This window comes from Curtobacterium sp. JUb34, assembly GCF_003755065.1.
Taxonomy (GTDB): domain Bacteria; phylum Actinomycetota; class Actinomycetes; order Actinomycetales; family Microbacteriaceae; genus Curtobacterium.
Genome location: NZ_RJVH01000004.1, coordinates 279,797 through 301,552, shown reverse-complemented (window position 1 = coordinate 301,552; position 21,756 = coordinate 279,797). Strand labels below are relative to the sequence as shown.

Annotated in this window: 21 protein-coding genes and 1 riboswitch; of the genes, 12 read left to right on the top strand and 9 right to left on the bottom strand. The window is 72.4% G+C overall.

The window, feature by feature from the left end:
- The first annotated feature begins 13 nt into the window (after positions 1-13).
- From EDF63_RS15430 to ribH, 4 genes are all read left to right on the top strand, one after another.
- Positions 14-2,407 (top strand): bifunctional lysylphosphatidylglycerol flippase/synthetase MprF, encoded by a 2,394-nt coding sequence (locus EDF63_RS15430; protein WP_123313878.1) that lies wholly within the window; start codon positions 14-16, stop codon positions 2,405-2,407.
- Positions 2,408-2,475: 68 nt separating this feature from the next.
- Positions 2,476-2,610: riboswitch (FMN riboswitch) on the top strand.
- Between the two features lie 90 nt (positions 2,611-2,700).
- A complete protein-coding gene (locus EDF63_RS15425) occupies positions 2,701-3,354 on the top strand; it encodes a riboflavin synthase (RefSeq protein WP_123313877.1) in 654 nt (217 codons plus the stop codon).
- Positions 3,355-3,365: 11 nt separating this feature from the next.
- Positions 3,366-4,034, top strand: a complete 669-nt coding sequence (gene ribB / locus EDF63_RS15420) for a 3,4-dihydroxy-2-butanone-4-phosphate synthase (RefSeq protein ID WP_260233131.1) — start codon at positions 3,366-3,368, stop codon at positions 4,032-4,034.
- On the top strand, positions 4,031-4,510 hold the full coding sequence (gene ribH / locus EDF63_RS15415) for a 6,7-dimethyl-8-ribityllumazine synthase (RefSeq protein ID WP_123292070.1): 480 nt from the start codon (positions 4,031-4,033) through the stop codon (positions 4,508-4,510). Before ribB ends, ribH begins: the two co-directional genes overlap by 4 nt.
- Before the next feature lie 148 nt (positions 4,511-4,658).
- Here ribH and EDF63_RS18740 read toward each other — a convergent pair whose 3' ends face one another.
- Both EDF63_RS18740 and EDF63_RS15410 read right to left on the bottom strand, forming a co-directional pair.
- Complete coding sequence (locus EDF63_RS18740) at positions 4,659-4,829, bottom strand: hypothetical protein (protein WP_185021456.1); 171 nt, start codon at positions 4,827-4,829, stop codon at positions 4,659-4,661.
- A 66-nt stretch (positions 4,830-4,895) separates the two neighbouring features.
- Complete coding sequence (locus tag EDF63_RS15410; RefSeq protein ID WP_123313875.1) at positions 4,896-5,444, bottom strand: TetR/AcrR family transcriptional regulator; 549 nt, start codon at positions 5,442-5,444, stop codon at positions 4,896-4,898.
- Positions 5,445-5,635: 191 nt separating this feature from the next.
- On the opposite strand from EDF63_RS15410, the gene EDF63_RS15405 reads away from it, so the two are divergent.
- From EDF63_RS15405 to EDF63_RS15385, 5 genes are all read left to right on the top strand, one after another.
- Positions 5,636-7,672 carry an aldo/keto reductase gene (locus tag EDF63_RS15405; protein ID WP_123313874.1) on the top strand — a complete coding sequence of 679 codons (2,037 nt, stop codon included), beginning with the start codon at positions 5,636-5,638 and terminating at the stop codon, positions 7,670-7,672.
- A complete protein-coding gene (locus tag EDF63_RS15400; protein ID WP_123313873.1) occupies positions 7,651-8,682 on the top strand; it encodes a LacI family DNA-binding transcriptional regulator in 1,032 nt (343 codons plus the stop codon). The genes EDF63_RS15405 and EDF63_RS15400 overlap by 22 nt, the downstream gene beginning before the upstream one ends.
- Positions 8,683-9,131: 449 nt before the next feature.
- Positions 9,132-10,655 (top strand): MFS transporter, encoded by a 1,524-nt coding sequence (locus EDF63_RS15395; protein WP_123313872.1) that lies wholly within the window; start codon positions 9,132-9,134, stop codon positions 10,653-10,655.
- 237 nt (positions 10,656-10,892) lie between these two features.
- Positions 10,893-11,402, top strand: a complete 510-nt coding sequence (locus EDF63_RS15390) for a flavin reductase family protein (RefSeq protein ID WP_111084301.1) — start codon at positions 10,893-10,895, stop codon at positions 11,400-11,402.
- Positions 11,403-11,446: 44 nt separating this feature from the next.
- Entirely contained in the window at positions 11,447-12,061 is a 615-nt protein-coding gene (locus EDF63_RS15385) for a superoxide dismutase (protein WP_111084300.1), read from the top strand.
- 84 nt (positions 12,062-12,145) lie between these two features.
- Here the strand turns inward: EDF63_RS15385 and EDF63_RS15380 are convergent, their stop codons facing one another.
- Complete coding sequence (locus EDF63_RS15380; protein WP_123313871.1) at positions 12,146-12,721, bottom strand: hypothetical protein; 576 nt, start codon at positions 12,719-12,721, stop codon at positions 12,146-12,148.
- A gap of 153 nt (positions 12,722-12,874) precedes the next feature.
- Between EDF63_RS15380 and EDF63_RS15375 the strand changes: the two genes are divergently transcribed.
- Entirely contained in the window at positions 12,875-13,846 is a 972-nt protein-coding gene (locus EDF63_RS15375) for a carbohydrate kinase family protein (RefSeq protein WP_123313870.1), read from the top strand.
- 54 nt (positions 13,847-13,900) lie between these two features.
- On the opposite strand, the gene EDF63_RS15370 is transcribed toward EDF63_RS15375, so the two are convergent.
- From EDF63_RS15370 to upp, 5 genes are all read right to left on the bottom strand, one after another.
- Positions 13,901-15,358: a serine hydrolase gene (locus EDF63_RS15370; RefSeq protein WP_123313869.1), complete on the bottom strand. Its 1,458-nt coding sequence runs from the start codon at positions 15,356-15,358 to the stop codon at positions 13,901-13,903.
- Entirely contained in the window at positions 15,355-16,704 is a 1,350-nt protein-coding gene (locus EDF63_RS15365; RefSeq protein WP_123313868.1) for a deoxyribodipyrimidine photo-lyase, read from the bottom strand. Before EDF63_RS15365 ends, EDF63_RS15370 begins: the two co-directional genes overlap by 4 nt.
- The gene (locus tag EDF63_RS15360; RefSeq protein WP_123313867.1) at positions 16,701-17,213 is read right to left on the bottom strand and encodes a MarR family winged helix-turn-helix transcriptional regulator; all 513 of its coding nucleotides are present in this window, start codon (positions 17,211-17,213) and stop codon (positions 16,701-16,703) included. The genes EDF63_RS15365 and EDF63_RS15360 overlap by 4 nt, the downstream gene beginning before the upstream one ends.
- Positions 17,214-17,506: 293 nt before the next feature.
- Complete coding sequence (locus EDF63_RS15355; RefSeq protein WP_123313866.1) at positions 17,507-18,277, bottom strand: winged helix-turn-helix domain-containing protein; 771 nt, start codon at positions 18,275-18,277, stop codon at positions 17,507-17,509.
- 497 nt (positions 18,278-18,774) lie between these two features.
- The gene (gene upp / locus EDF63_RS15350; protein WP_071290729.1) at positions 18,775-19,410 is read right to left on the bottom strand and encodes a uracil phosphoribosyltransferase; all 636 of its coding nucleotides are present in this window, start codon (positions 19,408-19,410) and stop codon (positions 18,775-18,777) included.
- A 76-nt stretch (positions 19,411-19,486) separates the two neighbouring features.
- Here upp and EDF63_RS15345 point away from each other — a divergent pair, with 76 nt between their 5' ends.
- Positions 19,487-19,921 (top strand): nucleoside deaminase, encoded by a 435-nt coding sequence (locus tag EDF63_RS15345; RefSeq protein ID WP_123314085.1) that lies wholly within the window; start codon positions 19,487-19,489, stop codon positions 19,919-19,921.
- Here the strand turns inward: EDF63_RS15345 and EDF63_RS15340 are convergent.
- Positions 19,902-20,858, bottom strand: coding sequence for a cation diffusion facilitator family transporter (locus tag EDF63_RS15340; RefSeq protein WP_123313865.1), 957 nt, complete (start codon positions 20,856-20,858; stop codon positions 19,902-19,904). The genes EDF63_RS15345 and EDF63_RS15340 overlap by 20 nt on opposite strands.
- 64 nt (positions 20,859-20,922) lie before the next feature.
- Between EDF63_RS15340 and proC the strand changes: the two genes are divergently transcribed.
- Positions 20,923-21,753 carry a pyrroline-5-carboxylate reductase gene (gene proC, locus EDF63_RS15335; RefSeq protein ID WP_123313864.1) on the top strand — a complete coding sequence of 277 codons (831 nt, stop codon included), beginning with the start codon at positions 20,923-20,925 and terminating at the stop codon, positions 21,751-21,753.
- The last annotated feature ends 3 nt before the right edge of the window (positions 21,754-21,756 follow it).

Below are 21,756 nucleotides of genomic sequence, written 5' to 3'. Positions count from 1 at the left end.
CCACCATGAGGGGGTGCGCTCCGCCCTCGTCCGGCATCCGGTGACGGCCGCGATCACGTTCCTCGTGGTCGCGACCGCGGTCTTCGGCATCGTCGTCCGGGTGCTGCACGGCGCCGACCCGGCCTCGTACGGGCCCTTCCGGATCTTCGCGGCGTCCACGGGCGCGGTCGCGTTGCTCGCCACGATCGCCGGCGTCGTCGTCCTCGTCGGCGCCGCCGAACGGCTGATGGGGTCGTGGCGGACCGCTCTGGCGTTCGTCGTCACCACCGTCGTCGGCACCGCGGCCGGCGCGCTCACCGCGTTCGTCGACGCCGACGGTCGCGACCTCACGAGCCTGCTGCTCGGACGGGCGACGGCCTTCGACCCCTGGACCGCGATCGTCGGCACGATCGTCACCGCGAGCGCGTTCGCCGGACCGCTCTGGCGACGGCGCATCCGGGTGAACGCGCTCGCCGTCGTGGCCGCGCTCCTGCTCTACGCCGGACACGCCTCCGACCTGTACGCGGTGCTCGCCGCCGGGGTGGGATGGGTGCTCGGCGAGCTGCTCCGCCGCACCCCGAAGCGTGGCGGGTGGGTGCGCAGCTCGCACCGCGAGACCCGGGTCCTGCTCGGGACGGTCGTGCTGGTCTCAGCGATCGGTCCCGTGGTGGCGCTCGTCTCCCGCGCACGGGTCGGACTGCTCGCCCCGATCGCCGCGGTGCTCGGCACCGGGCCGGTGACGCCCGTGAGCGGCTGCGGCACGGACGGGGCCTCGGCGGAGTGCCTCCGCGCGCTGCTGGCGTACCGCGCGACGGACCCGTGGACGCTGCTGCTCGCCGTCGCGCCCCTGCTCGTCCTCGTCGTCGGCGGCCTCGGGCTCTTCCGGGGCAGCCGGTTCGCCGTCTGGCTCGTGGTGGCGGTCGACCTGGTGACGGCGGTGGCGGCCGCGGTCACCTACGGGGTGCTGCCCGCGCGGGCCGGCGGGCTGCAGGGCACCGCCGACGAGTTCGTCACGGCGCTGTCGGTCGGTGCGTCGATCGTGGTGCCGCTCGCGACCGCGGCCGTCCTCGTGCTCCGGCGCCGGTCGTTCACGGTGCTGCCCTCGCGTCGGCGTGTGGTCGCCTTCGCGGTGACCGTGGTCGCGGCGGTCGCCGTCGTGGTCGGCACGGTCGCGGTGTTCGCGGCGTCCGCACCGCAGCGCGTCGAGGACCCGCTCCGGATAGCCGTCGCCGCGCTCGGCCCGCTGTCGCCGTCGGCCGCCTGGGAGCGACTGCCGTCGCTCGGCACCGCGCTCCGCATCGTGGTCGGGCTCGCCGGACCGGTGCTCTGGTTCGTCGTCGCGCTCGCCGCGGTCCGACCGACCGGCGCGGTGGAACCGGACACCGACGCGGACGGCTCCCGCACCGACCGGGAGCGAGCCCGGGCGCTCGTGACCGCCGGCGGGGGTGACACGTTCGGGTGGATGACGACCTGGCGCGGCAACGCGTACTGGTTCGCCGCCGACGGGCGCGCCGGGGTGGCGTTCCGGCGCAGCGGTGGCGTGGCCGTCACCGTCGGTGGTCCGTTCGGCTACCCGGACGCCCGCGACGCCGCGATGACGGACTTCGCCCGGTACTGCGACGACAACGGGTGGACGACCGTCTTCTACGGCGTCGACGCCCGGAACGCCGAGCTGCTGACGACGCTGGGGTGGTCGACGCTGCCGGTGGCCGAGGACGCCGACCTCGACCCGCGCACCTGGACGACGACGGGCAAGCGCAAGCAGGACGTCCGCACGGCCGTGAACCGGGCTCGTCGCGAGGGCATCACCGCCACGTGGTCGTCATGGCAGGACCTGCCGCCGTCGACGGCGCGGCAGATCGAGGCGATCTCGGAGGAGTGGGTGTCCGAGCGCGAGCTCCCCGAGATGGGCTTCACGCTCGGCGGGGTGGACGAGATGCGCGACCCCGCGGTCCGGACGCTCGTCGCGCAGGACGCCACCGGGCGGGTACTCGCCGTGACGAGCTGGTTGCCGAGTCACCGCGAGGGCCGGGTCGTCGGGTGGACGCTCGACGTGATGCGCCGGACCGAGGCCGCGCCGAACGGCGTGATGGAGTTCCTCGTCGCGAGCGCCGCCGAACGGATGCGGGACGACGGTGTCGAACGGCTCAGCCTGTCGGCGGCGCCGCTCGCACAGGCGGGCGAGGCCGCTGCGCCGAACGACGGGGTGCAGAGCCTGCTCGAGCTCGTCGGGGGAGTCCTCGAACCGGTCTACGGCTTCCGGTCGCTGCTGCGGTTCAAGCAGAAGTTCGGACCCGACCTGCACCCGCTCGTCCTCGCCTACCCCGACCCGGTCGCGCTGCCGTCGATCGGACTCGCGGTCGTCCGGGCGTACCTGCCGGACCTGTCGCTGCGGCAGGCGGTCGCGCTCGCGCGCGGACGCGGCTGACCGCGCGTTACACGGTGCGTCCCGGCTCGACGCGTCCGTCACCGGTCTGGGGTATCGTTCCGACTACGCAAGCGCTCCGGGGTCGGTGCAATTCCGAACCGGTGGTGACAGTCCACGAACTGATGACGGGTGCGAACCCGTCAGAGGTTGACTCGGTGAAACTCCGGGACCGACGGTGAGAGTCCGGATGGGAGGCGCGCTGGCGGACGAGACGACCCACCCTGCGTGGGGCGACCCGTCCGTCGATGCCGACGATCGTCGAACACCCCCGGAGTCCCGTTGAGAGGACACCAGTGTTCACCGGCATCATCGAGGAACTCGGCACCGTCACCGCCGTCGAGCAGCACGGCGACTCCGTCGCGCTCACCGTGCGCGGGCCGATCGTGGTCGCGGACGCGAGCCACGGCGACTCCATCGCCACCAGCGGCGTGTGCCTGACCGTCGTCGAGCAGACCCCCGACTCCTTCACCGCGTTCGTCATGAAGCAGACCCTCGACATGAGCGCGCACGGAGCGCTGCGGGTGGGCGACCGCCTGAACCTCGAACGTGCGGCGTCGGTCGGCGACCGGCTCGGTGGCCACATCGTGCAGGGCCACATCGACGGCACCGCCACCGTGCTGGAGACCGCCGACGGCGACGGCTGGCGCCGGGTGCGGTTCTCGCTCGCGCCGGCGCTCAGCCCGCTCGTCGTCGACAAGGGATCCATCGCACTCGACGGCGTCTCGCTCACCGTCAGCGCCGTCTCGCCGGAGGACACCGCGCCCGACGCCGCCTGGTTCGAGGTCAGCCTGATCCCCGAGACGCTCGAGGCCACGACGCTCGGCCTGCGCGTGCCGGGGGACCGGGTGAACGTCGAGACCGACGTGCTGGCACGGCACGTGCGCCGGATGCTGCGGCTCGACGCCGCGGTCGGCACGCTCGAGACCGTCGGGTCGGAGGCCCGGTGATGGTCGCGTCCGTGCCGCAGACGCTCGGCCTGGCGAGCGTCGAGGCCGCGATCGCGTCGGTGGCGGCCGGTCGCCCGGTCATCGTGGTCGACGACGAGGACCGCGAGAACGAGGGCGACGTCATCCTGTCCGCCGAGCTCGCGACGCCCGAGTGGATCGCCTGGACCGTGGCGCACTCGTCCGGGTTCATCTGCGCGCCCGTCAGCACCGGGATCGCCGACGCCCTCGACCTGCCGCCGATGGTGCAGCACAACGAGGACGTCCGCGGCACCGCGTACACCGTCACCGTCGACGCCGCCGTCGGGGTCACCACCGGCATCAGTGCCCACGACCGTGCGCGCACGCTGCGGGTGCTCGCCGACCCGACGTCCGTGCGCGACGACCTGCACCGTCCCGGTCACGTCGTCCCCCTGCGTGCGCGGCCGGGCGGGGTCCGCGAACGTGCGGGGCACACCGAAGCAGCGATCGAGCTCGTCACGGCTGCCGGGCTGCGGCCCGCCGCGGCGATCTGCGAGATCGTCGACGAGGACGGCGGCATGATGCGGCTGCCGGCGCTCGTCACACTCGGGGCGCGCGAGGGCGTGCCCGTCATCACCATCGCCGCGCTCGTCGAGTGGCTGGACGCGGCAGACCGGACGGCGGCAGCAGCTGCCCCGTCCACGGAAGGGACAGCACGATGAGCGGAGCAGGCGCGGCGGACCGCGACCACGTCGACGGAACCGGGATCCGGGTGGCCATCGTCGCCGGACAGTGGCACGACACGATCGCGGCGGGTCTGCTCGCCGGCGCGCAGCGCGAGGTCGAACGACTCGGCGCCACCGCGTCGGTGTTCCCGGTGCCGGGGAGCTTCGAGCTGCCCGTTGTCGCGAAGACCGCCCTCGAGGCCGGGTTCGACGCCGCGGTCGCGCTCGGCGTGATCATCCGGGGCGGCACCCCGCACTTCGAGTACGTGTCCGACGCCGCCACGAGCGGGCTCACCCGCGTGGCGATCGACACCGGCAAGCCCGTGGGCTTCGGTGTGCTGACGCTGGACGACGAGCAGCAGGGCATCGACCGGGCCGGGCTGCCCGGGTCGAAGGAGGACAAGGGCGCCGAGGCCGTCCACGCCGCGGTCGCGACCGCGGTCACGCTGCGCTCGCTGCGCGTCCTCGCGTAGCGGCGGGCGCTCGCGGAACCAGGTTCCGGACACAACACCACGCCGTTCCGCGGTGCTGTGTCCGGAACCTGGTTCCCCACACGTCTCCGGCACGCAGAACGGCCCCGCACCTCGAGCGGTGCGGGGCCGTTCTGCGTCAGCGGGGTGGTTACCGCTTGCCGAAGACGTGGATCGGCAGGAAGAAGGAGAGGGTCATCAGGATCAGTCCGCCCATGAAGACGAACGCCTGACCCGAGTCGACCTGGAACGCGAACCCGAACAGGTACATCGACACCAGCAGCAGCAGGATCGAGAAAACAGCGGCGATGACGCGGCCCACGGGATACCTCCGGGTGTCGACGAGTGGAACGTCGCCAAGTCTATCCCCAGGAACGGGGTTGGTCGTTCACGCGCCGGGCTTCGTCGCGATCAGACGGTCCACGACGGCGAGCAAGGCCTCCATGTCGACGGTGCTGCGCTTCGGGCGACCGTCGCTCGCCGCCCCCAGTGAGGCCTGGTGGTACAGGCCGTCGCCGAGGAGCTTGACGGCCTGGGCGGTCGGTTCGTCGTGGAGCGCGTCGACGAGGGTCGCGAGCCACGCGTTCTCGGTGTCGTCGAGGGTGCGACCCGCTTCTTCGTAGCCGGCCTGCTGCAGGCGGCTCGCGGCGAGGAGCGCGAGGTCGAGCTCGCTGCCGACGAACAGGCAGTTGCGGACGAAGTAGCGGGCGGCGCCGTCCTCGGCCTCGGCCATGCGCTCGACGTCGATGGCGGACAGGTCGGACAGCCGCTCGCACAGCCCCTCGACCAGGGCCGCCTTGGATCCGAAGTGGTACAGCAACCCGCCCTTGGAGACACCGGCGCGCGCGGCGACGGCGTCGAGCGTCGCGGGACGTTCGCCGTCCTCGCACACGATGGCGACGAAGCTGTCGAGGACGCGGTCGCGGGCACTGGCCATGCGCACGAGTCTAGGAGGAGTTGCGCGCGCAGCGGGCACCACTCGTCAGCGCCGGGCCGTGAACGCTCACGAAGCGGTCCGGAGCAGGCTCTGTGGGACACGCCGAGTGGAGCACGCACGCATTGATCCACCGCGCGTGTGGCACTAGCGTCGTCGTGACCGTGAAGGTTCACGAGACGACAAGGATCCGCATGTCAGCGCAGACCGCGAACACCGCCAGCACCACGACTCCGACGGTCGCCGACCGCCCCGGCTGGGCCGTCCTCGGCCCCGGGGGCATCGCCCGCCGCTTCCTCTCCCAGCTGCCCGCGAGCGGTGGTGCCCTGGTCTCCGCCGGCAGCTCGTCCACCGAACGGGCGCAGACCTTCGCCGACGAAGCCGCGCAGCTCGGCTTCGCCGACGTCTCCGCCGCGACCTACGACGAGGTCCTCGCCGACCCGCGCGTCGACGCCGTCTACGTGTCGACCGTGCACACCGGTCACGCCCGGCTCGTCCTCGCCGCGCTCGAAGCCGGCAAGGCCGTGCTGTGCGAGAAGCCCCTCGCCCCGAACCACGGCACCGCCATGGCGCTCGCCGACGCCGCGCGCCAGGCCGGCCTGCCGCTGGTCGAGGCGTTCATGTACCGCTTCCACCCGCAGACCGCGGCGCTGCTCGACCTCGTGCGCGACGGCGTCGTCGGCGCGGTCACGCACATCGACGCCTCGTTCGCGTTCCGCACCGGCGAGCGGACCGGCCGGTTGTTCGACGTCGACACCGCCGGCGGCGGGATCCTCGACGTCGGCGGGTACCCGGTGACGATGGCCGCCGCGATCGTGCAGGCCGCGACCGGTGTCGCCGTCGCCGAGCCGACGGAGCTCACCGCCACCGGGACCCTCGGGCCGACCGGCGTCGACGAGTGGACCGTCGCGCAGCTCACCTACAAGGGCGGGATCACGGCGTCGGTCCGCACCGGCGTCTTCGTGCAGGACGACAACGCCGTGACGGTGTACGGCTCGCGCGGTCGCATCGTCCTCACCGACCCGTGGACCCTCGGCGACGACCCCACCATCGAGATCCGCACCGTCGACGAGGACCCGCGCTCGCTGTCGTTCGCGGGCGAGCACCCCTACGCCCGCGAGGCAGACGCCACCACCGACGCACTGCGTGCCGGTGCGGTCGAGGCGTCGCAGATGACGATCGACGAGTCGCTCGCCACCGCCCGCACCCTCGACAAGTGGCGCGCCGCGATCGGCCTGCGGTACCCGTTCGAGGCCGAGACCGCGGACATCCCCACCGTGAGCGGTCGGCCGCTCCGGGTCCAGGACGGCAACCCCATGAAGTACGGCGAGATCCCGGGTGTCGGCAAGCGGCTGTCCCGCCTGGTCATGGGCGTCGACAACCAGCCCGACCTGGCGCACGCCAGCGCGATCTTCGACCTGTTCGTCGAGCAGGGCGGCAACGTCTTCGACACCGGCTACATCTACGGCGGCGGCGTGCTCGAGGGCCGGCTCGGCAAGTGGATCCAGAACCGCGGTGTCCGTGAGGACGTGGTGGTCATCACGAAGGGCGCGCACACGCCGTTCTGCGACCCGGAGTCCCTGACGAAGCAGCTGCTCGAGAGCCTGGAACGTCAGGGCACCGACTACGCGGACATCTACATGATGCACCGCGACAACCCGGACATCCCGGTGGGGGAGTTCGTCGACGTCCTCGACGAGCACCGCCGCGCGGGCCGCATCCGCGTGTACGGCGGGTCGAACTGGACCCCGGCACGCTTCGACGAGGCCAACGCCTACGCCCGGGCGAACGGGAAGCACGAGTTCGAGGTCCTCAGCAACCACTTCGGCCTGGCCGAGGCGTACGACGTGCCGTGGGACGGCTGCGAGCACGCGACCGACGCCGCGTCGAAGGCGTGGCTCGAGGAGCGTCAGGTCCCGCTGCTGCCGTGGTCGTCGCAGGCCCGCGGCTTCTTCACCGGCCGCGCGACGCCCGAGGACACCAGCGACGCCGAGCTCGTCCGCTGCTACTACAGCGACGAGAACTTCGAGCGACTCCGTCGCGCGCGGGAGCTCGGCGACCGGTTCGGCGTCCCCGCCACGGCGATCGCCCTGGCGTACGTGCTGAACCAGCCGTTCCCGACGTTCCCGCTCTTCGGACCCCGTACGATCGCGGAGGCCCGATCGTCCATGACGGGCCTCTCCGTCGACCTCACCCCGGAACAGGTGGCATGGCTGGACCTCCGCGACTGACCCAGTCGCCACCGGACGGACCGCACCCCGGCGGCCGCGCGACGATCATCGACGTCGCCGCGGCTGCCGGGGTGTCCCGGCAGACCGTCACGCGTGCGATGAACGGCATGTCCGGCATCAGCGCGACCACGAAGGAACGGGTGCTCGCCGTCGCGGCGGCGCTCGACTACCGGCCGTCGCGGTTCGGCCGTGGGCTGGTCACCGGCGGCGACCACCAGCTCGGGCTCGTCGTGAACGACCTGCGGAACCCCTACACGCCCCAGCTCGCCTCCGCCGTGTTCCGGCTCGCCGCCGAGCAGGGGTGGAACGTCATGCTCGCCGACGTCGACCTGGCGAGCGACGCGGACCGGATGGTCCAGGCGCTCGGCGCGCAGACCGACGTGGTCATCGGCTACCTCGGCTCGCGTCGGCACCGGTGGAGCGAGGTCCTCGGCAACGTGCCGATGGTCGAGCTCGACCCGTCCTCCGACCCGCCGACGGCGGCCGTGTGGATCGACCCCGCCGACGCGATCGAGGCCCTCGCCGACCACCTGGTGGCGACCGGGGTGCGGCACCCGGTCGTGCTCGACAACTCGTCGCCGGACCACACGAGCGCACGCGGCGGGCTCATGCTGGACGCCCTCCGCCGCCGCGGTTACCTGCCGGAGCTCGTGCACGCGCCGCACGCCACGGCCGAGTGCGGTGCCGAGGAGACCGTGCGGATCCTCGCCCGGAAGCGCCGGCTCGACGCGATCCTCGCGTTCAACGACGTGATGGCGCTCGGCGTGCTGCAGGCGTGTCGGCGTGCGGGCGTCGACGTCCCCGGTGACGTCCGGGTCGTCGGCGTCGACGGCCTGCCGCTCGGCGCGCTGGTGTCACCGACGCTCACCACCCTGGCGGTCGACCTCGACGCCGTCGCGCGCGAGGCGCTCGCCCTCGCCCTCGGTATGCTCGCCGGCGAGCTGCCACGGCACGGCCCCGGAGTGCAGCGCACCGTGCGTCACAGCCTGCTGGTCCGCGACTCGGCCTGACGACAGCCGCGAGCCCCGCCCCGCCGCTCTGTCCCGCCCCGCCCCGCCGGCCCGCCCCGCGCCGCCCCCGAGGTTCCGAAATCTCGGCATGTCGGCGCTCGTGCCGCCCGACATCGGAACCCGGGCGGAGACCACGCGGCGTGTTGTGGAACCCCGGCACCGGAACTCCGGCACCAGTACCCCGGCCCCGGAACCCCGGCACCGGACGCGGGTCGTGCCGCCGCTCCAGCCACCCGCCCTGGGCGGGACCAGTCGTCGGACTGGAGGCCCGTGGCGGGCCCGCCACGGGCCTCCCGTCAGCCTGTTGGTTGCATTTGCAACCATCACCGTCCAGACGGTACACTGGCGGAGTCCTGACGGGGCGCGTGTCCATCCCGCGTCCCGTCTCGTCTGCCCCACGCACCGCCCCGCCGTCGACCAGGTCCGGCTCGAAGTCCCAGGAGTCCGCCGTGTCCGCACTGCTCACCAGCCCCGTCGCCACCCGTGTCACCGGGAGCCGCGCCCGACGGTTCCTCGCGCTCGCCGTGCTCATGCTGCCGGTCCTGCTCATCTCGGTGGACAACACCGTGCTGAGCTTCGCGCTGCCGTCGATCAGCCGCGCGCTCAACCCGGACGCCACCACGCAACTCTGGATCGTCGACGCGTACCCGCTCGTCCTGGCCGGCCTGCTCGTGGTGATGGGCAGCATCGGTGACCGCATCGGGCGACGTCGGATCCTGGTGATCGGAGCCACCGGCTTCGCGCTGTTCTCCGTCGCCGCGGGGTTCGCGACCGACGCCTGGATGCTCGTCGCCGCCCGGATCGCGATGGGCGTGTTCGGCGCGATGCTCATGCCCGCGACGCTCTCGATCATCCGCAACGTCTTCGTCGACGCGGGGGAGCGGCGGATGGCGCTGGCCGTCTGGTCGACCATGTTCGCGGCCGGCAACGCCCTCGGCCCGCTCGTCGGAGGCACGCTGCTCGCGCACTTCCACTGGGGCAGCGTCTTCCTGATCGCGGTGCCGATCCTCGTGCTCATGCTCGTCGGCGTCCCGTTCTGCGTGCCGGAATCGCGTGACCCGATGCCCGGTCCGGTGGACGTGCCGAGCATGTTCCTGTCCCTCGGCGCGCTGGCGCCGACCGCGTGGGCGATCAAGTCGGTCGTGCACCCGGAGGAGCGCGGGTTCGCCGTCGCCATGCTCGCCGTCGGGGTCGTGTGCGGCATCGCGTTCGTCCGCCGGCAGCTGCGCTCCCGCACGCCGATGCTCGATCTGCGGCTGTTCCGCAGCACGGCGTTCACCGGCAGCGTGCTCATGAACCTGATGGCGATGTTCTCGCTGACCGGCTTCCTGTTCTTCATCGCGCAGCACCTGCAGCTCGTCGCGGGTCTGGACCCGTTCACCTCGGGCGTCGTGCTCATCCCCGGATCGGTGCTCACGATCGTCGCCGGTCTGGCGGTCGTGCCGGTCGTCGCCCGCGTGGCACCGCGCTGGGTCGTGTCGGCCTCGCTCCTCTTCTCGGCGGCCGCGTACGCCCTCGTGGCGGTCCTCGGGCACCATGCGTCGATCGCCGCACTGGCGTTCGCGTTCGTGCTGCTCGGCATCGGCATCGGCGCGTCCGAGACCGTCACGAACGACCTCATCATCTCGACCGCGCCGGCGGACAAGGCCGGTGCAGCGTCGGCGATGTCCGAGACCGCGTACGAGATCGGCGCGGTGCTCGGTACGGCCGTCCTCGGCACGATCCTGGCGACCACCTACCGGGCGCACGTCGTGGTGCCGGGCGGGCTGAGCTCGACCGCGCACACCGCTGCGCAGGAGACGCTCGGCGGTGCGGTGTCCGCCGCGTCGTCCCTCGGCGGACCGACCGGCAAGGCGCTGCTCGAATCGGCGCGGGCCGCGTTCGACTCCGGCGTGACGATCACGGCGGGGGTCGCCGCGGTGCTCATGGTGATCGCCGCCGCGGGCGCCGTCGTCATGCTCAAGCGCCGCTGATCGCGGGCCGCGCGCGTTTCGTGAGCAGAAATGGTCGGGTCGTCGCGAGCGACTCGACCATTTCTGCTCACGAAGTGGCCCCCGCGGGGCCGCACGACGCGTCATGCGGCGTCATCCGGCACGCCCGGGAGCGGTCGAACCTGTGAATCGTTGACCTCAACCATGGTTCAGGTCATACGTTGGGACATGGCCGCCCAGTGACGGCTCACCCCGTGCGAAGGAACGACGACGAACACCATGCCCGACGAAGCCCCGGCGAACATCGCCGAAGCGTACAAGTCCGCGTTCCGCGGGCACCCGGCCGGCGTCGCCGTCATCACCGCCGAGGGGCCCGACGGTCCGACCGGACTCACCGCCTCGAGCGTCGCGAGCGTGGCGGTCGACCCGCCGGTGCTCGTGTTCTCGCTCTCCACGAACTCCGGGTCCGCCGGGGTCGTGCTCGGCGCACCGGTCTTCGTCGTCCACCTGGTCGACTCGCTGAGCGTCGCCCTCGCGCGACGCTTCGCCTCGACGGGCAGCCCGACCGCGGACGACCCGATCTGGGGCACGCTGCCCTCGGGTGACCGCTACCTGCCCAGCGCCGCCAGCGCGCTCCGGTGCCGTCCGCTCTCCACGACCCCGATCGGCAGTTCGACCGTCGTCGTCGCCGAGGTCCTCGACATCGTCGTCGGCCTCGAGCACGGCGAGCCGCTGGTCTACCACAACCGGGAATTCCACTCCCTCACCGATCGTTCCCGGCTCTCGTGAGCCGCGGAATCCCATCCGCAACCCACTGATCGAAAGGACCTCACATGGCTGAGTACACCCTGCCGGAGCTGCCGTACGACTACGCCGCACTCGAGCCGCACATCAGCGGCAAGATCATGCAGCTGCACCACGACAAGCACCACCAGGCCTACGTCACCGGAGCGAACACCGCGCTGCAGCAGCTCGGTGAAGCGCGCGAGTCGGGCAACTTCGGTGCGATCAACAAGCTCGAGAAGGACCTGGCGTTCCACCTCGGTGGGCACGTCAACCACTCGATCTTCTGGACCAACCTCGGCCCGGACACCAAGGTCCCCGAGGGCGAGCTCGCCGCGGCCATCGACGAGTTCTTCGGCTCGTTCGACACCTTCAAGGCGCAGTTCGCCGCCGTCGCGAACGGCATCCAGGGCTCCGGCTGGGCCGTCCTGGCCTGGGACACCGTCGGCCAGAAGCTGACCACGTTCCAGCTGTTCGACCAGCAGGCCAACGTGCCGTTCGGTCTCGTGCCGATCTTCCTGCTCGACATGTGGGAGCACGCCTTCTACCTCGACTACCTCAACGTCAAGGCGGACTACGTCAAGGCCGTCTGGAACATCGTCGACTGGGAGAACGTCGCGGCGCGCTTCGCCAACGCGAAGTCGCAGTCGTTCGTGACGCTCTGATCCACCGACCGCGGGTCGCGTGACGCGACCGACGGACGAACGGGAGGCACGGTGCCAGCTGGCACCGTGCCTCCCGTTCGTGGATCAGGCCGTGGGAACGGACGCGCCCGCGGCGAGTCGGTCGGCGATCGCGCGGAGGGCGGCGTCGGCGTCGGTGCGCTCCCGGTCGACGATCGTGCTCCACTGCGCACCGCGGGCGGCCATGACGGCGTCGTGTGCGGCGCGGTCGGCTGCCGCGGCGTCGTAGCCGTGCGCGAGGCACCACGCGGTGACCGCGGCGACGCGGTCCCGGTGCAGACCGCGGTGTCGGGTGCGGCCGTCCAGCGCCTCGACCGACCCGAGCTCGAAGGTGAGCCGCGCGGCGAGGGCGCGGTGCGGATCGCCGAGCCCGCCGAAGGTGGCGACGAGGTAGTCGCCGAGCGCAGCGCGGTCCGCGCCGGGATCGAGTGCGGCGTGGCAGACCGTGTCGGCCAGGTGCTCGACGACCGAGTCGATGAGCGCGTCGCGTGAGCCGAAGTGGTAGACGATCGGGTACGCGCTCGTGCCCAGGACGCGACCGAGGCTGCGCACCGAGACGTCCTCGAGCTTGGTGTCGAGCAGGTGCAGGGTGACCTTCTCGAGGATCGCCGGCTTGAGCGTCGGGTCGGGCTTCCGGGGCATGGCATCTCCGTCGGATCGGCGGCGGCGGTCGCGCTATCGACGACCGGTGTCATGGAGTATGTTACCGGTCGCTCGGTCTGACGGTCACCGCGCGGAACCGGCTGTCGGGGCGTGAAAACGGAGCAATACTCGGTTCCGCGTAGACTGAGGCAGATGTCCACGCCGCAAGAGGCCTCCGTGCCCGTGTCGCAGCCCGAGGGGACCCGTGCCGGACGGGTGGTCGCGGGGCGCCGTCGGGGTGCCGGAAAACGCTTCCTGGTGGTCGGCGACGTCTTGGACGGCGTGCTCGTGCAGACCACCGCACACACCATCGGGGTCCACGATCCCGCAGCCGTGATCCGCCACCGCCCGACCGGCGCTGCCGGCAACACCGCTGCCTGGCTCGGTTGGCTCGGCGCCGAGGTCGACCTCGTCGCCCGGGTCGGCGTCGACGACGTCTACCGGCACGAACGGTCGCTGGAGGACGCCGGCGTCCGACCGCACCTGCGCTACGACGCGATGACCTCCACCGGGGTCGTGGTGTCGGTGCGCAACGACAGCGGCCGCACGGCGATGTCCGACCCGGCCGCGAGCGGGAAGCTCACGGCCGCCGACGTCCCCGACGCCGTGGCTCGACGTGCGGACATCGTGCACCTGACCGGGCACGCGATGCTCGGGGGCGGCGCCGACCGCATCGCCGCCCTGGTCGCCCGCGCCCGGACAGGACCGGCCCGGGTGTCGCTCGACCCGTCCTCGGCGGCCATCGTCCGGTCGGTCGGTGCTCCCGCCTTCCTCGAGGCCCTCGCCGGTGTCGACGTCCTCTTCCCCGGCCGGCAGGAGGCCCTCGAACTGACAGGGTCGACCGACCTCGACGACGCGGTGCGGCGACTGACCGAGCACGTCCCGCTCGTGGTGGTCACGGTGGGCGCCGACGGTGTGCTGGTGGGGCGGCGTGGTCGGAGCGTGCACCGCGTCGCCGCGACACCGGCGACGGTCGTCGACACGGTCGGTGCCGGCGACGCGTTCGCCGCGGGGTTCGTGCGGGCGTGGGCGACCGATCCCGTGCGGGTCGGAGCGGCGGCGCGCGAGGGCACCCGGGTCGCCGCCCGGGCGCTCGGGTTCGTCGGCGGCCGACCGCCGGTGTGACGGCCGGGACCGGGGCTCGAGCCGGCCGCGGTCACGACCGTACGTTCCGCCCGGTCAGCCCTCTGCGGGCTCCGCCACGACGGTGAGGGTCTGGACGCGACCGGTCGACGACGGGGCGAGCCGGATCTCGACGCGCAGGCGCCCGCAGGCGCCGGGCAACCACCAGCGCAGGTGCGACGGCGTCGACGACTGCTCGGCGACGGGAGCAGCGGCCAGGTCCGCCCCCACCTCGGCGACCGCGGCGGCGATCGCGCGTCGGCGGCGATCGTAGGGGACGTCCATCGCCACGTTCGGCGTGCAGATCGCGTCCGCCACGTCGTCGTGCCAGTCGGCCAGGAGGCCCGTCACGGCGGTCTGCGCGGCTCGCGTCGCCCGGATGGTCGGGTCGGCGCCGGGGCGGCGCGCGGGTCCGGTGCCCGTACCGGCGAGTGCCGGGGACGCCGTCAGACGCGCGGTCTCCAGGAGCAGGTCGTGTGCCTGCTGCGCCGCGGCCGAGACCTTCGCCTGCGTCGCGTTCTCGAACGCGACGACACCGAGGCCGGTCTGCGCGGACCACCGCATGTGCGCCGAGAACCCCGGGTAGCCGCCGGAGTGCGAGACGAGTTCGCCGAACCGGTCGTCCTGCTCGACGAACAGCCCGAAGCCGTACGCCGTGGGGCGCGACGAACCGGGGACCACCGACGACGGCACGACCCGCATCGCCTGCTGCATGAGCCGGCGATCGGCGGGGGAGACCGGTCCGGGCTCCGGGGTGTCGGACGACGCCGATGCCAGGTGCGTCGCCCAGCGCGCGAGGTCGCGGACGGTGGAGAACAGGCCACCGATGGACGAGAACGCCCCCGGGCCGGTCATCGGCAGGGGTTCCCAGTCGCCGTCGTGCGGACGGAACCCGGTGACGACCGGTCCTGGTGACTCGGTCGCGCTGAACACCGTGTGGTCGAGACCGAGCGGCCGGAGCACCGTGTCGCGTGCCGCCTCGGTGAACGGGCGGCCGGAGACGACGGCGACGACCCGACCGAGCAGGGCGTAGCCGAGGTTCGAGTACGCGAACCGGGTGCCGGGCACGGAGTCGAACAACAGTCCGCCGCGCAGGACGTCGTCGAGCTCGGCGTCGCTGATCGACTCCTGCCGGTCCGCCCAGGGGTCGTCGGTGGGGAACCCGGCCGACATGGTCAGCAGCATCCGTACGGTCGGCACGGGGGAGTCCGGTGTGGGCAGGTGTACGGCGCCGAACGCGGGCACGAAGGCGGTGACCGGTGCGTCGAGGTCCAGGTGGCCGTCGGAGACCAACGTCAGCAGCATCGCCGCGGTGACGCTCTTGGTGCACGACGCGATCCGGTAGACGCTGTCGGCATCGGGTCGCTGCCCGTCGCCACGGTCGCCGTGGCCCCCGGAGGCGATGAGACCCGTCCGGTCGAACACACCCCACGCGCTGCTCGGTGCGACGCCGCGGTCGACACGGTCACGGAAGAGCGCGTCGACCTGCGCGACGGCGGCGTCCCACGGGGTCACGACCGACGCATCTCTGCGTAGGCGTCGAGGGCGCGCTGCCGCGTCGCCTTGAGGTCGACCATCGGCTCGGGCCGGAGCTCGTCCGAGGGGACCCACCGGTGCACGTACTCACGGTGCGGGTCGAACCGCTCGAGCTGCCGGTCGGGGTTGAACACGCGGAAGTACGGCGCCGCGTCGAAGCCCGACCCGGCGACCCACTGCCAGTTCCCGGCGTTGTTGGCCGAGTCGGCGTCGACGAGGGTGTCCCAGAACCACTGCTCGCCCACGCGCCAGTCGACCAGCAGGTTCTTGACGAGGAAGCTCGCGGTCGCCAACCGGACGCGGTTGTGCATGGCGCCGGAGTGCCACAGCTCCCGCATGCCGGCGTCGACGAGGTCGAACCCGGTCGTGCCGGTGCGCCACCGGTCGACCTCGGCCGCCGGGGCGTCCCGCCACGGGAACGCGTCGAACTCCCGACGCACGTTCACCGTCGTGATGTCCTCGCAGTGGAAGTGCTCGTTCCAGTTGAACTCGCGCCACGCCAGCTGCCGCAGGAAGGCCGAGGCGTTCTTGCGCTGCTCCGGCTCGAGCGCTCCGTGCAACCGGTGCCACACCTGGTACGGGCTGACCTCGCCCCAGCGCAGGTGCGGGGACAGGTCGCTCGTGGCTGCCATGGCGGGTTCGTCCCGCTGGTCGTAGTCCTCGAGCGCGTGGGTGACGAAGTGCTCGAGCCGCTGGTGGGCGCCGTGCTCGCCGGGTTCCCAGGCGTCGCGGAGTCCGCCGGCCCAGTCGGGACGGGTCGGCAGCAGGTCCCACTGGTCCAGGTCGTCGCTCGTGACCCGGGCGGGTGCTGGCAGGTCCCGGGGCTTCGGGAGCGGGTGCCGCGGTTCGGGCATCGCCTGGGCGGCGCGCCAGAACGGGGTGAACACCTTGTACGGTTCGCCCTGACCCGTGAGCACGGTCCACGGTTCCCAGAGCAGGTTCGCCGCGAAGCTGTGCGCTTCGATGCCGCGGTCGTGCAGCGCGCTCTTGATGCCGGCGTCGACCTCGCGTTCGGCGGGGCCGTACCGACGGTTCCAGAACACGGCGTCCGCTCCGGACTCGGCGACGAGGGCGTCGATCACCGCGGCGGCCGCGCCCCGTCGCAGCACCAGCCGCGAGTCACGGTCGCGCAGGTCGCCGTCGAGGGCGGTGAGCGAGTGGTGGAGCCACCAGCGGCTGGCGGCGCCGGCGGGACGGATGCCGGGGGACTCGTCGTCGAGGACGTAGACCACCGTGACGTCGCCGCCGTGGTCGATCGCAGCGCGCAGCGCGGGGTTGTCGGCCAGTCGCAGGTCGTCGCGGAGCCAGACCAGTGCGCCGGTCACACCGGTGCCGGATCCGACTCGGAGACCGTCCGCGCGACGGGTCGTCGGCCCGGGGCGGTGCCGACCGCGAGCCGCAGCTTCGTGCACAGCTCGGTGAGGGTGCGGAGTTCGGCGTCGGAGAGCCCGGCGCCGACCTGCTGCGCGATGCTCGCCGCGTGCTGCACGGCCACCTGGCGGTAGACGTCGAACCCGTGCGGGGTGAGCGCCACGATCACGCCGCGGGCGTCGGACGGGTCCGGCTGCTTCTCGACGATCCCGCGGGCGAGCAGGCGATCGACCAGGCGGCTCACGCTCGGCTGGGTGAGGAGCAGGTGACCGGTGAGGTCACGCATGCGGCAGCGCCGGCCGGGCTGCGTCGACAGGTTGAAGCAGACGTCGTACTCGTTGAAGGAGATCTCGCCGCCGGGGAAGTCCGCGTTGAGGCTCCGCATCACGGTGACCTGGGCGCGGAACAGTGATTCCCAGGCAGCGACGGCGGTCGCCTTCTCGCTGCGGCGTGAGTCGCTCACGATCGCGCTCCCCTCTGGTCGGACGGTCCGTCCACACTACCGACGGCCCCCGACAGGGGCGGGTTCGACATGCACGAGGGCCGACATGCACCAGCCCGACGTGCACGAGGGCCGGCCGCTCTTCCGAGCGACCGGCCCTCTCCCTTGCACCAAGAGTTTCCTGCAATCACATTCCGCAGCCGGTGCCACAGCAAACACCGTCTGCGCGTCCGACTGTATAACGAAGCGGTAACGGCGCGCTAGCCTCTCCGAGGGTCGTTCGCTGCGAGTTCACCAAGAGCGACCGATCAGCATCAGAAGAGGTCGGGCGACGGCGTCGAGGCGTAGCGGACGGCCACGTCGGCGTGCCGGTCGAACCGGTACCCGACGCCGCGCACGGTGCGGACGATCTCCTCGAACGCGCCGAGCTTGGAGCGGAGACGGCGCACGTGCACGTCGATGGTGCGCTCGTTCGGGGTCTCGTCCTCGCCGTCCGACCACAGACCGTCGATGATCGCCGAGCGGTCGACGGTCTGGCCCTCGCGCAGCACCAGGAACTGCAGGAGCTCGAACTCCTTGTACGTCAGGGGTGCTGCTTCACCGTCGAGGGTGACGCGCTTCCGGGAGATGTCGATGACGACCCCGGTCTCCTCCGGCTCGGGCTTCTCGGCCTGCTTGCGCGCGGCGACGGCGGAGCGGTCCTGCAACGCCAGCCGGACGACGTCGACGTCGCGGCCGCCGGACTGCTCCGCGGCGACGGCGACGGCCGCGTAGGTCTCCGAGTTCGGGACGAGCTGCGCGGTCAGTGCCTTCAGCTGCTCGACGACGGCCGCGAGCGTGGTACCGGCTGCTGCCGCCTTCGCCTCGTCGATCCCGACGTACAGCGCGAAGCCACGGGCCTCGGTGCCCTCCGGCAGCGAGCGGTTGCGCTGCGGTGCGACGACCGGGCTGGTCGGCACGGCGGTCTGGCCGGTCGTGGCCGGCGTCGCGGGACGGGGCCGGATCGGGGTGACGGTCCCGAGGTCGGTCGGCGTCGGAGCGGCGGTGCGGAGCGCGGTGCGGGGCTGGGCGATGGTGAGCGACATGGTGGTTCTCCGGGCGATGTGGCCGGTGCGCGTGTGGCGCGTGCGGCGGTGTCGAATGCGTCGACCCGGGTACGGCTGGATGCCGTCGTGCCCTGCGGTCCTGCTGTGGACCGGGGCGGACCCGGGGGAACGGGAGACAGACCTCGTGACGTGGTGCGCGTCGTCGACGGTGTCCGTCACCCGGGGATCACACGCTCGCGACCGGGGTGGTGTCGCGGGGGATCCGGCTGGAACGGGTGCCGATCAGGCACACATTCGACAACGCATGACGGCGACCGGCATCATCATGCCGGCAGTCCCCTGGACCTCGGAGAGGACGCGGGTGGACACGGTTGCAGTCATGGGACGAGTATCGGCGGTATACCAAGGCGGTGTCAACCGTCCGAGTGGACGGTGCGTTCCGCGCACCGGCGGCGGTGGACCGGGCTGACGGACGACGGGAGGCCCGTGGCGGTGTCGCCACGGGCCTCCCGTCGATCGTGGGTGACGTCGACTGCCTACTCGGCCAGTCCGTAGAGGCGGTCGCCGGCGTCGCCGAGACCGGGGACGATGTACCCGTTCTCGTCGAGCTTCTCGTCGAGGGCGCCGAGCACGATCGAGACGTTGCGGTCGCCGACGGCCTGCTCGACCATCGCGAGCCCCTCGGGTGCGCCGAGGATGCACACGCACGTGACCTCTTCGGCGCCGCGGGCGAACAGGAAGTCGATGGCGGCGGCGAGGGTGCCACCGGTGGCCAGCATCGGGTCGAGCACGAAGCACTGCCGGCCGGACAGGTCGTCGGGCAGGCGCTCGGCGTAGGTCTGCGGCTCGAGGGTCTCCTCGTTGCGGGCCATGCCGAGGAACCCGACCTCGGCCGTCGGCACGAGCTTGACCATCCCCTCGAGCATGCCGAGGCCGGCACGCAGGATCGGGACGACGAGCGGACGCGGCTTGGCGATCGAAACGCCCATGGTGTGCGCCACGGGGGTGTCGATGGGCGTCGCGGTGACCCGGACGTTGCGCGTGGCCTCGTACGCGAGGAGCGTGACGAGCTCTTCGGTCAGGGCGCGGAACGTGGGGGAGGGTGTGGTCCGGTCGCGGAGCACCGAGAGCTTGTGGGTGATGAGCGGGTGGTCGGCGACGTGGACTCGCATAGGGTCGAGCCTACCGTGCTGCCGACCGCCAGGAGGTCCCGTGGAAGCGCCCGCTGCCCGTCCGTTCGTCCCGGCGATGGAACGCGCGCTCGACGAGGCCCGCGCGTGCCTGGCGACCGGCGACGTCCCGGTGGGGGCGGTGGTGCTCGACCGCGACGGCGTGGTCGTCGCCGTCGGCCGGAACGAGCGCGAGGCACTGCAGGACCCGACCGCGCACGCCGAGGTGCTCGCGCTCCGTGCGGCGGCCGCGGTGACCGGAGACTGGCACCTCGACGGGCACACGCTCGTCGTGACGCTCGAGCCGTGCCCGATGTGCGCCGGGGCGATCCTGGCAGCGCGCGTGCCGCGGGTCGTGTTCGGTGCCTGGGACCCCAAGGCAGGCGCGACCGGCAGCGTCTACGACATCGCCAGGGACCGGCGGCTGCCGCACCGCTCCGAGGTCGTCGGCGGCGTGCTCGAGCGCGAGTGCGCCGCGCTGCTCGACGCCTTCTTCAGTCAGCGGCGAGGATGACGATCGCCTCGGTCGGCGGACGCGGACCGGTGCGGAGCACATCGGGTTCGACGTAGATGACCCGGGCGATCGGCACCGCGGTGCGCACGCGGTGCTCGACGGTGTCGATGCCGGCGGCGACGTCCCCCAGGCGGCGGTCGCCGTCGACGGCGACCTTCACGCCGACCATGAGCTCGTCCGGGCCCAGGTACAGCGTCTTGATGTGGATGATCGCGTCGACCTCCGGGCCGTCGAGCACCGCGTGCTTGATCCGCTCGACGTCGGCGACCGTGGCACCCTCGCCGACGAGCAGGCTCTTCGTCTCGATGCCCAGGACGACCGCGACGGCGATGAGCAGGGCGGCGATGAGCATGGTGCCGATCGCGTCGAAGACCCCGTTGCCGGTGATCGCGGTCAGCCCGACGCCGAACAGGGCGAAGACCAGACCGAGCAGGGCAGCGGTGTCCTCGAGCATCACGACGGGGAGCTCCGGGGCCTTGGCGCGACGGACGAACTGCACCCAGCTCTGCGTGCCCTTCTGCGGCCGGGCCTCCGTCAGCGCCGTGCGGAGCGAGAAGCCCTCGAGCCCGATCGCGATGACGAGCACGACGAGCGGCAGCCACCAGTTCTCGAGCGGGTGCGGGTGGGCGAGCTTCTCGATGCCCTCGTAGAGCGAGAACACCCCGCCGACGGAGAACAGGATGATCGAGACGACGAAGGCGTACACGTAGCGTTCGCGCCCGTAGCCGAAGGGGTGCTCCTCGTCGGCGGCGCGACGGGCACGGCGTCCGCCGAGCAGCAGGAGGAGCTGGTTCGCGGAGTCGGCCAGGGAGTGCACGCCCTCGGCCAGCATCGACGCGGACCCGCTGATCGCGGCCGCGATGAACTTCACGATTGCGATGCCGACGTTCGCACCGAGTGCGGCGAGGATCGCCTTCGTGCCTCCAGAAGCGCTCACAGCTGTCCCCTTCTCCCGATCTGGAAGACGATCCTAGGCGAGGCCGGTCGGTAGGGTCGGGAGCATGACGATCGACCTGCCCCGTACCGCCCTGCTCGGCGTCGGCTCCATGTCCGGCTCGGTCCTCGACGGCCTGCTCGCCGCTGGGCTCGACCCGGCGACCGTGACCCTCACGACGAAGTCCGAGGGGTCGGCCGCCGCCCACCGGCAGCGCGGGCTCGACGCCACCGCGAGCGACACCGACCCCGATGCGAACCGCCGTGCTGTCCGTGGCGCGACGCTCGTCGTCGTCGGCGTGAAGCCGTACATGATCGCGGACCTGCTCGACGAGGTCGCAGCGGACCTGGAGCCCGGTGCGGTGCTGGTCAGCGTGGCGGTCGGCACCACGACCGCGAGCATGGAGTCGCGGGTGCCGGCCGGTGTGCGCGTCGTCCGTGCACTCCCGAACACGCCCATCGGCGTCGGCCACGGCGTCACCGGGCTCAGCGCCGGCGCGTCCGCGGACCCCGACGCCGTCGCGCTCGCGTCGTCGGTGTTCACCGCCTCGGGACAGGTGATCGAGGTGCCCGAGACGCAGCTCGACGCCCTGTCCGCGGTGTCCGGTTCGGGTCCGGCCTACGTCTTCCTGCTGGTCGAGGAGTGGCAGCGTGCTGCCGAGGCGCTCGGCTTCACCCCGGACCAGGCGGCCACGATGGTGCAGGGCACGCTGCGCGGCGCCGTGGAGCTGCTCGACCGGTCGGAGCGTGAGCCCGCCGACCTGCGGCGTGCCGTCACGAGCCCGAAGGGCACCACCGAGCGGGCCGTCGCGGTGCTGCAGGATGCCGACCTGGCCGACACCTTCCTGCGCGCGTCGCGCGCCGCGATCGCGCGCGCGGAGGAGATCGCCGCGTCGTAGGGG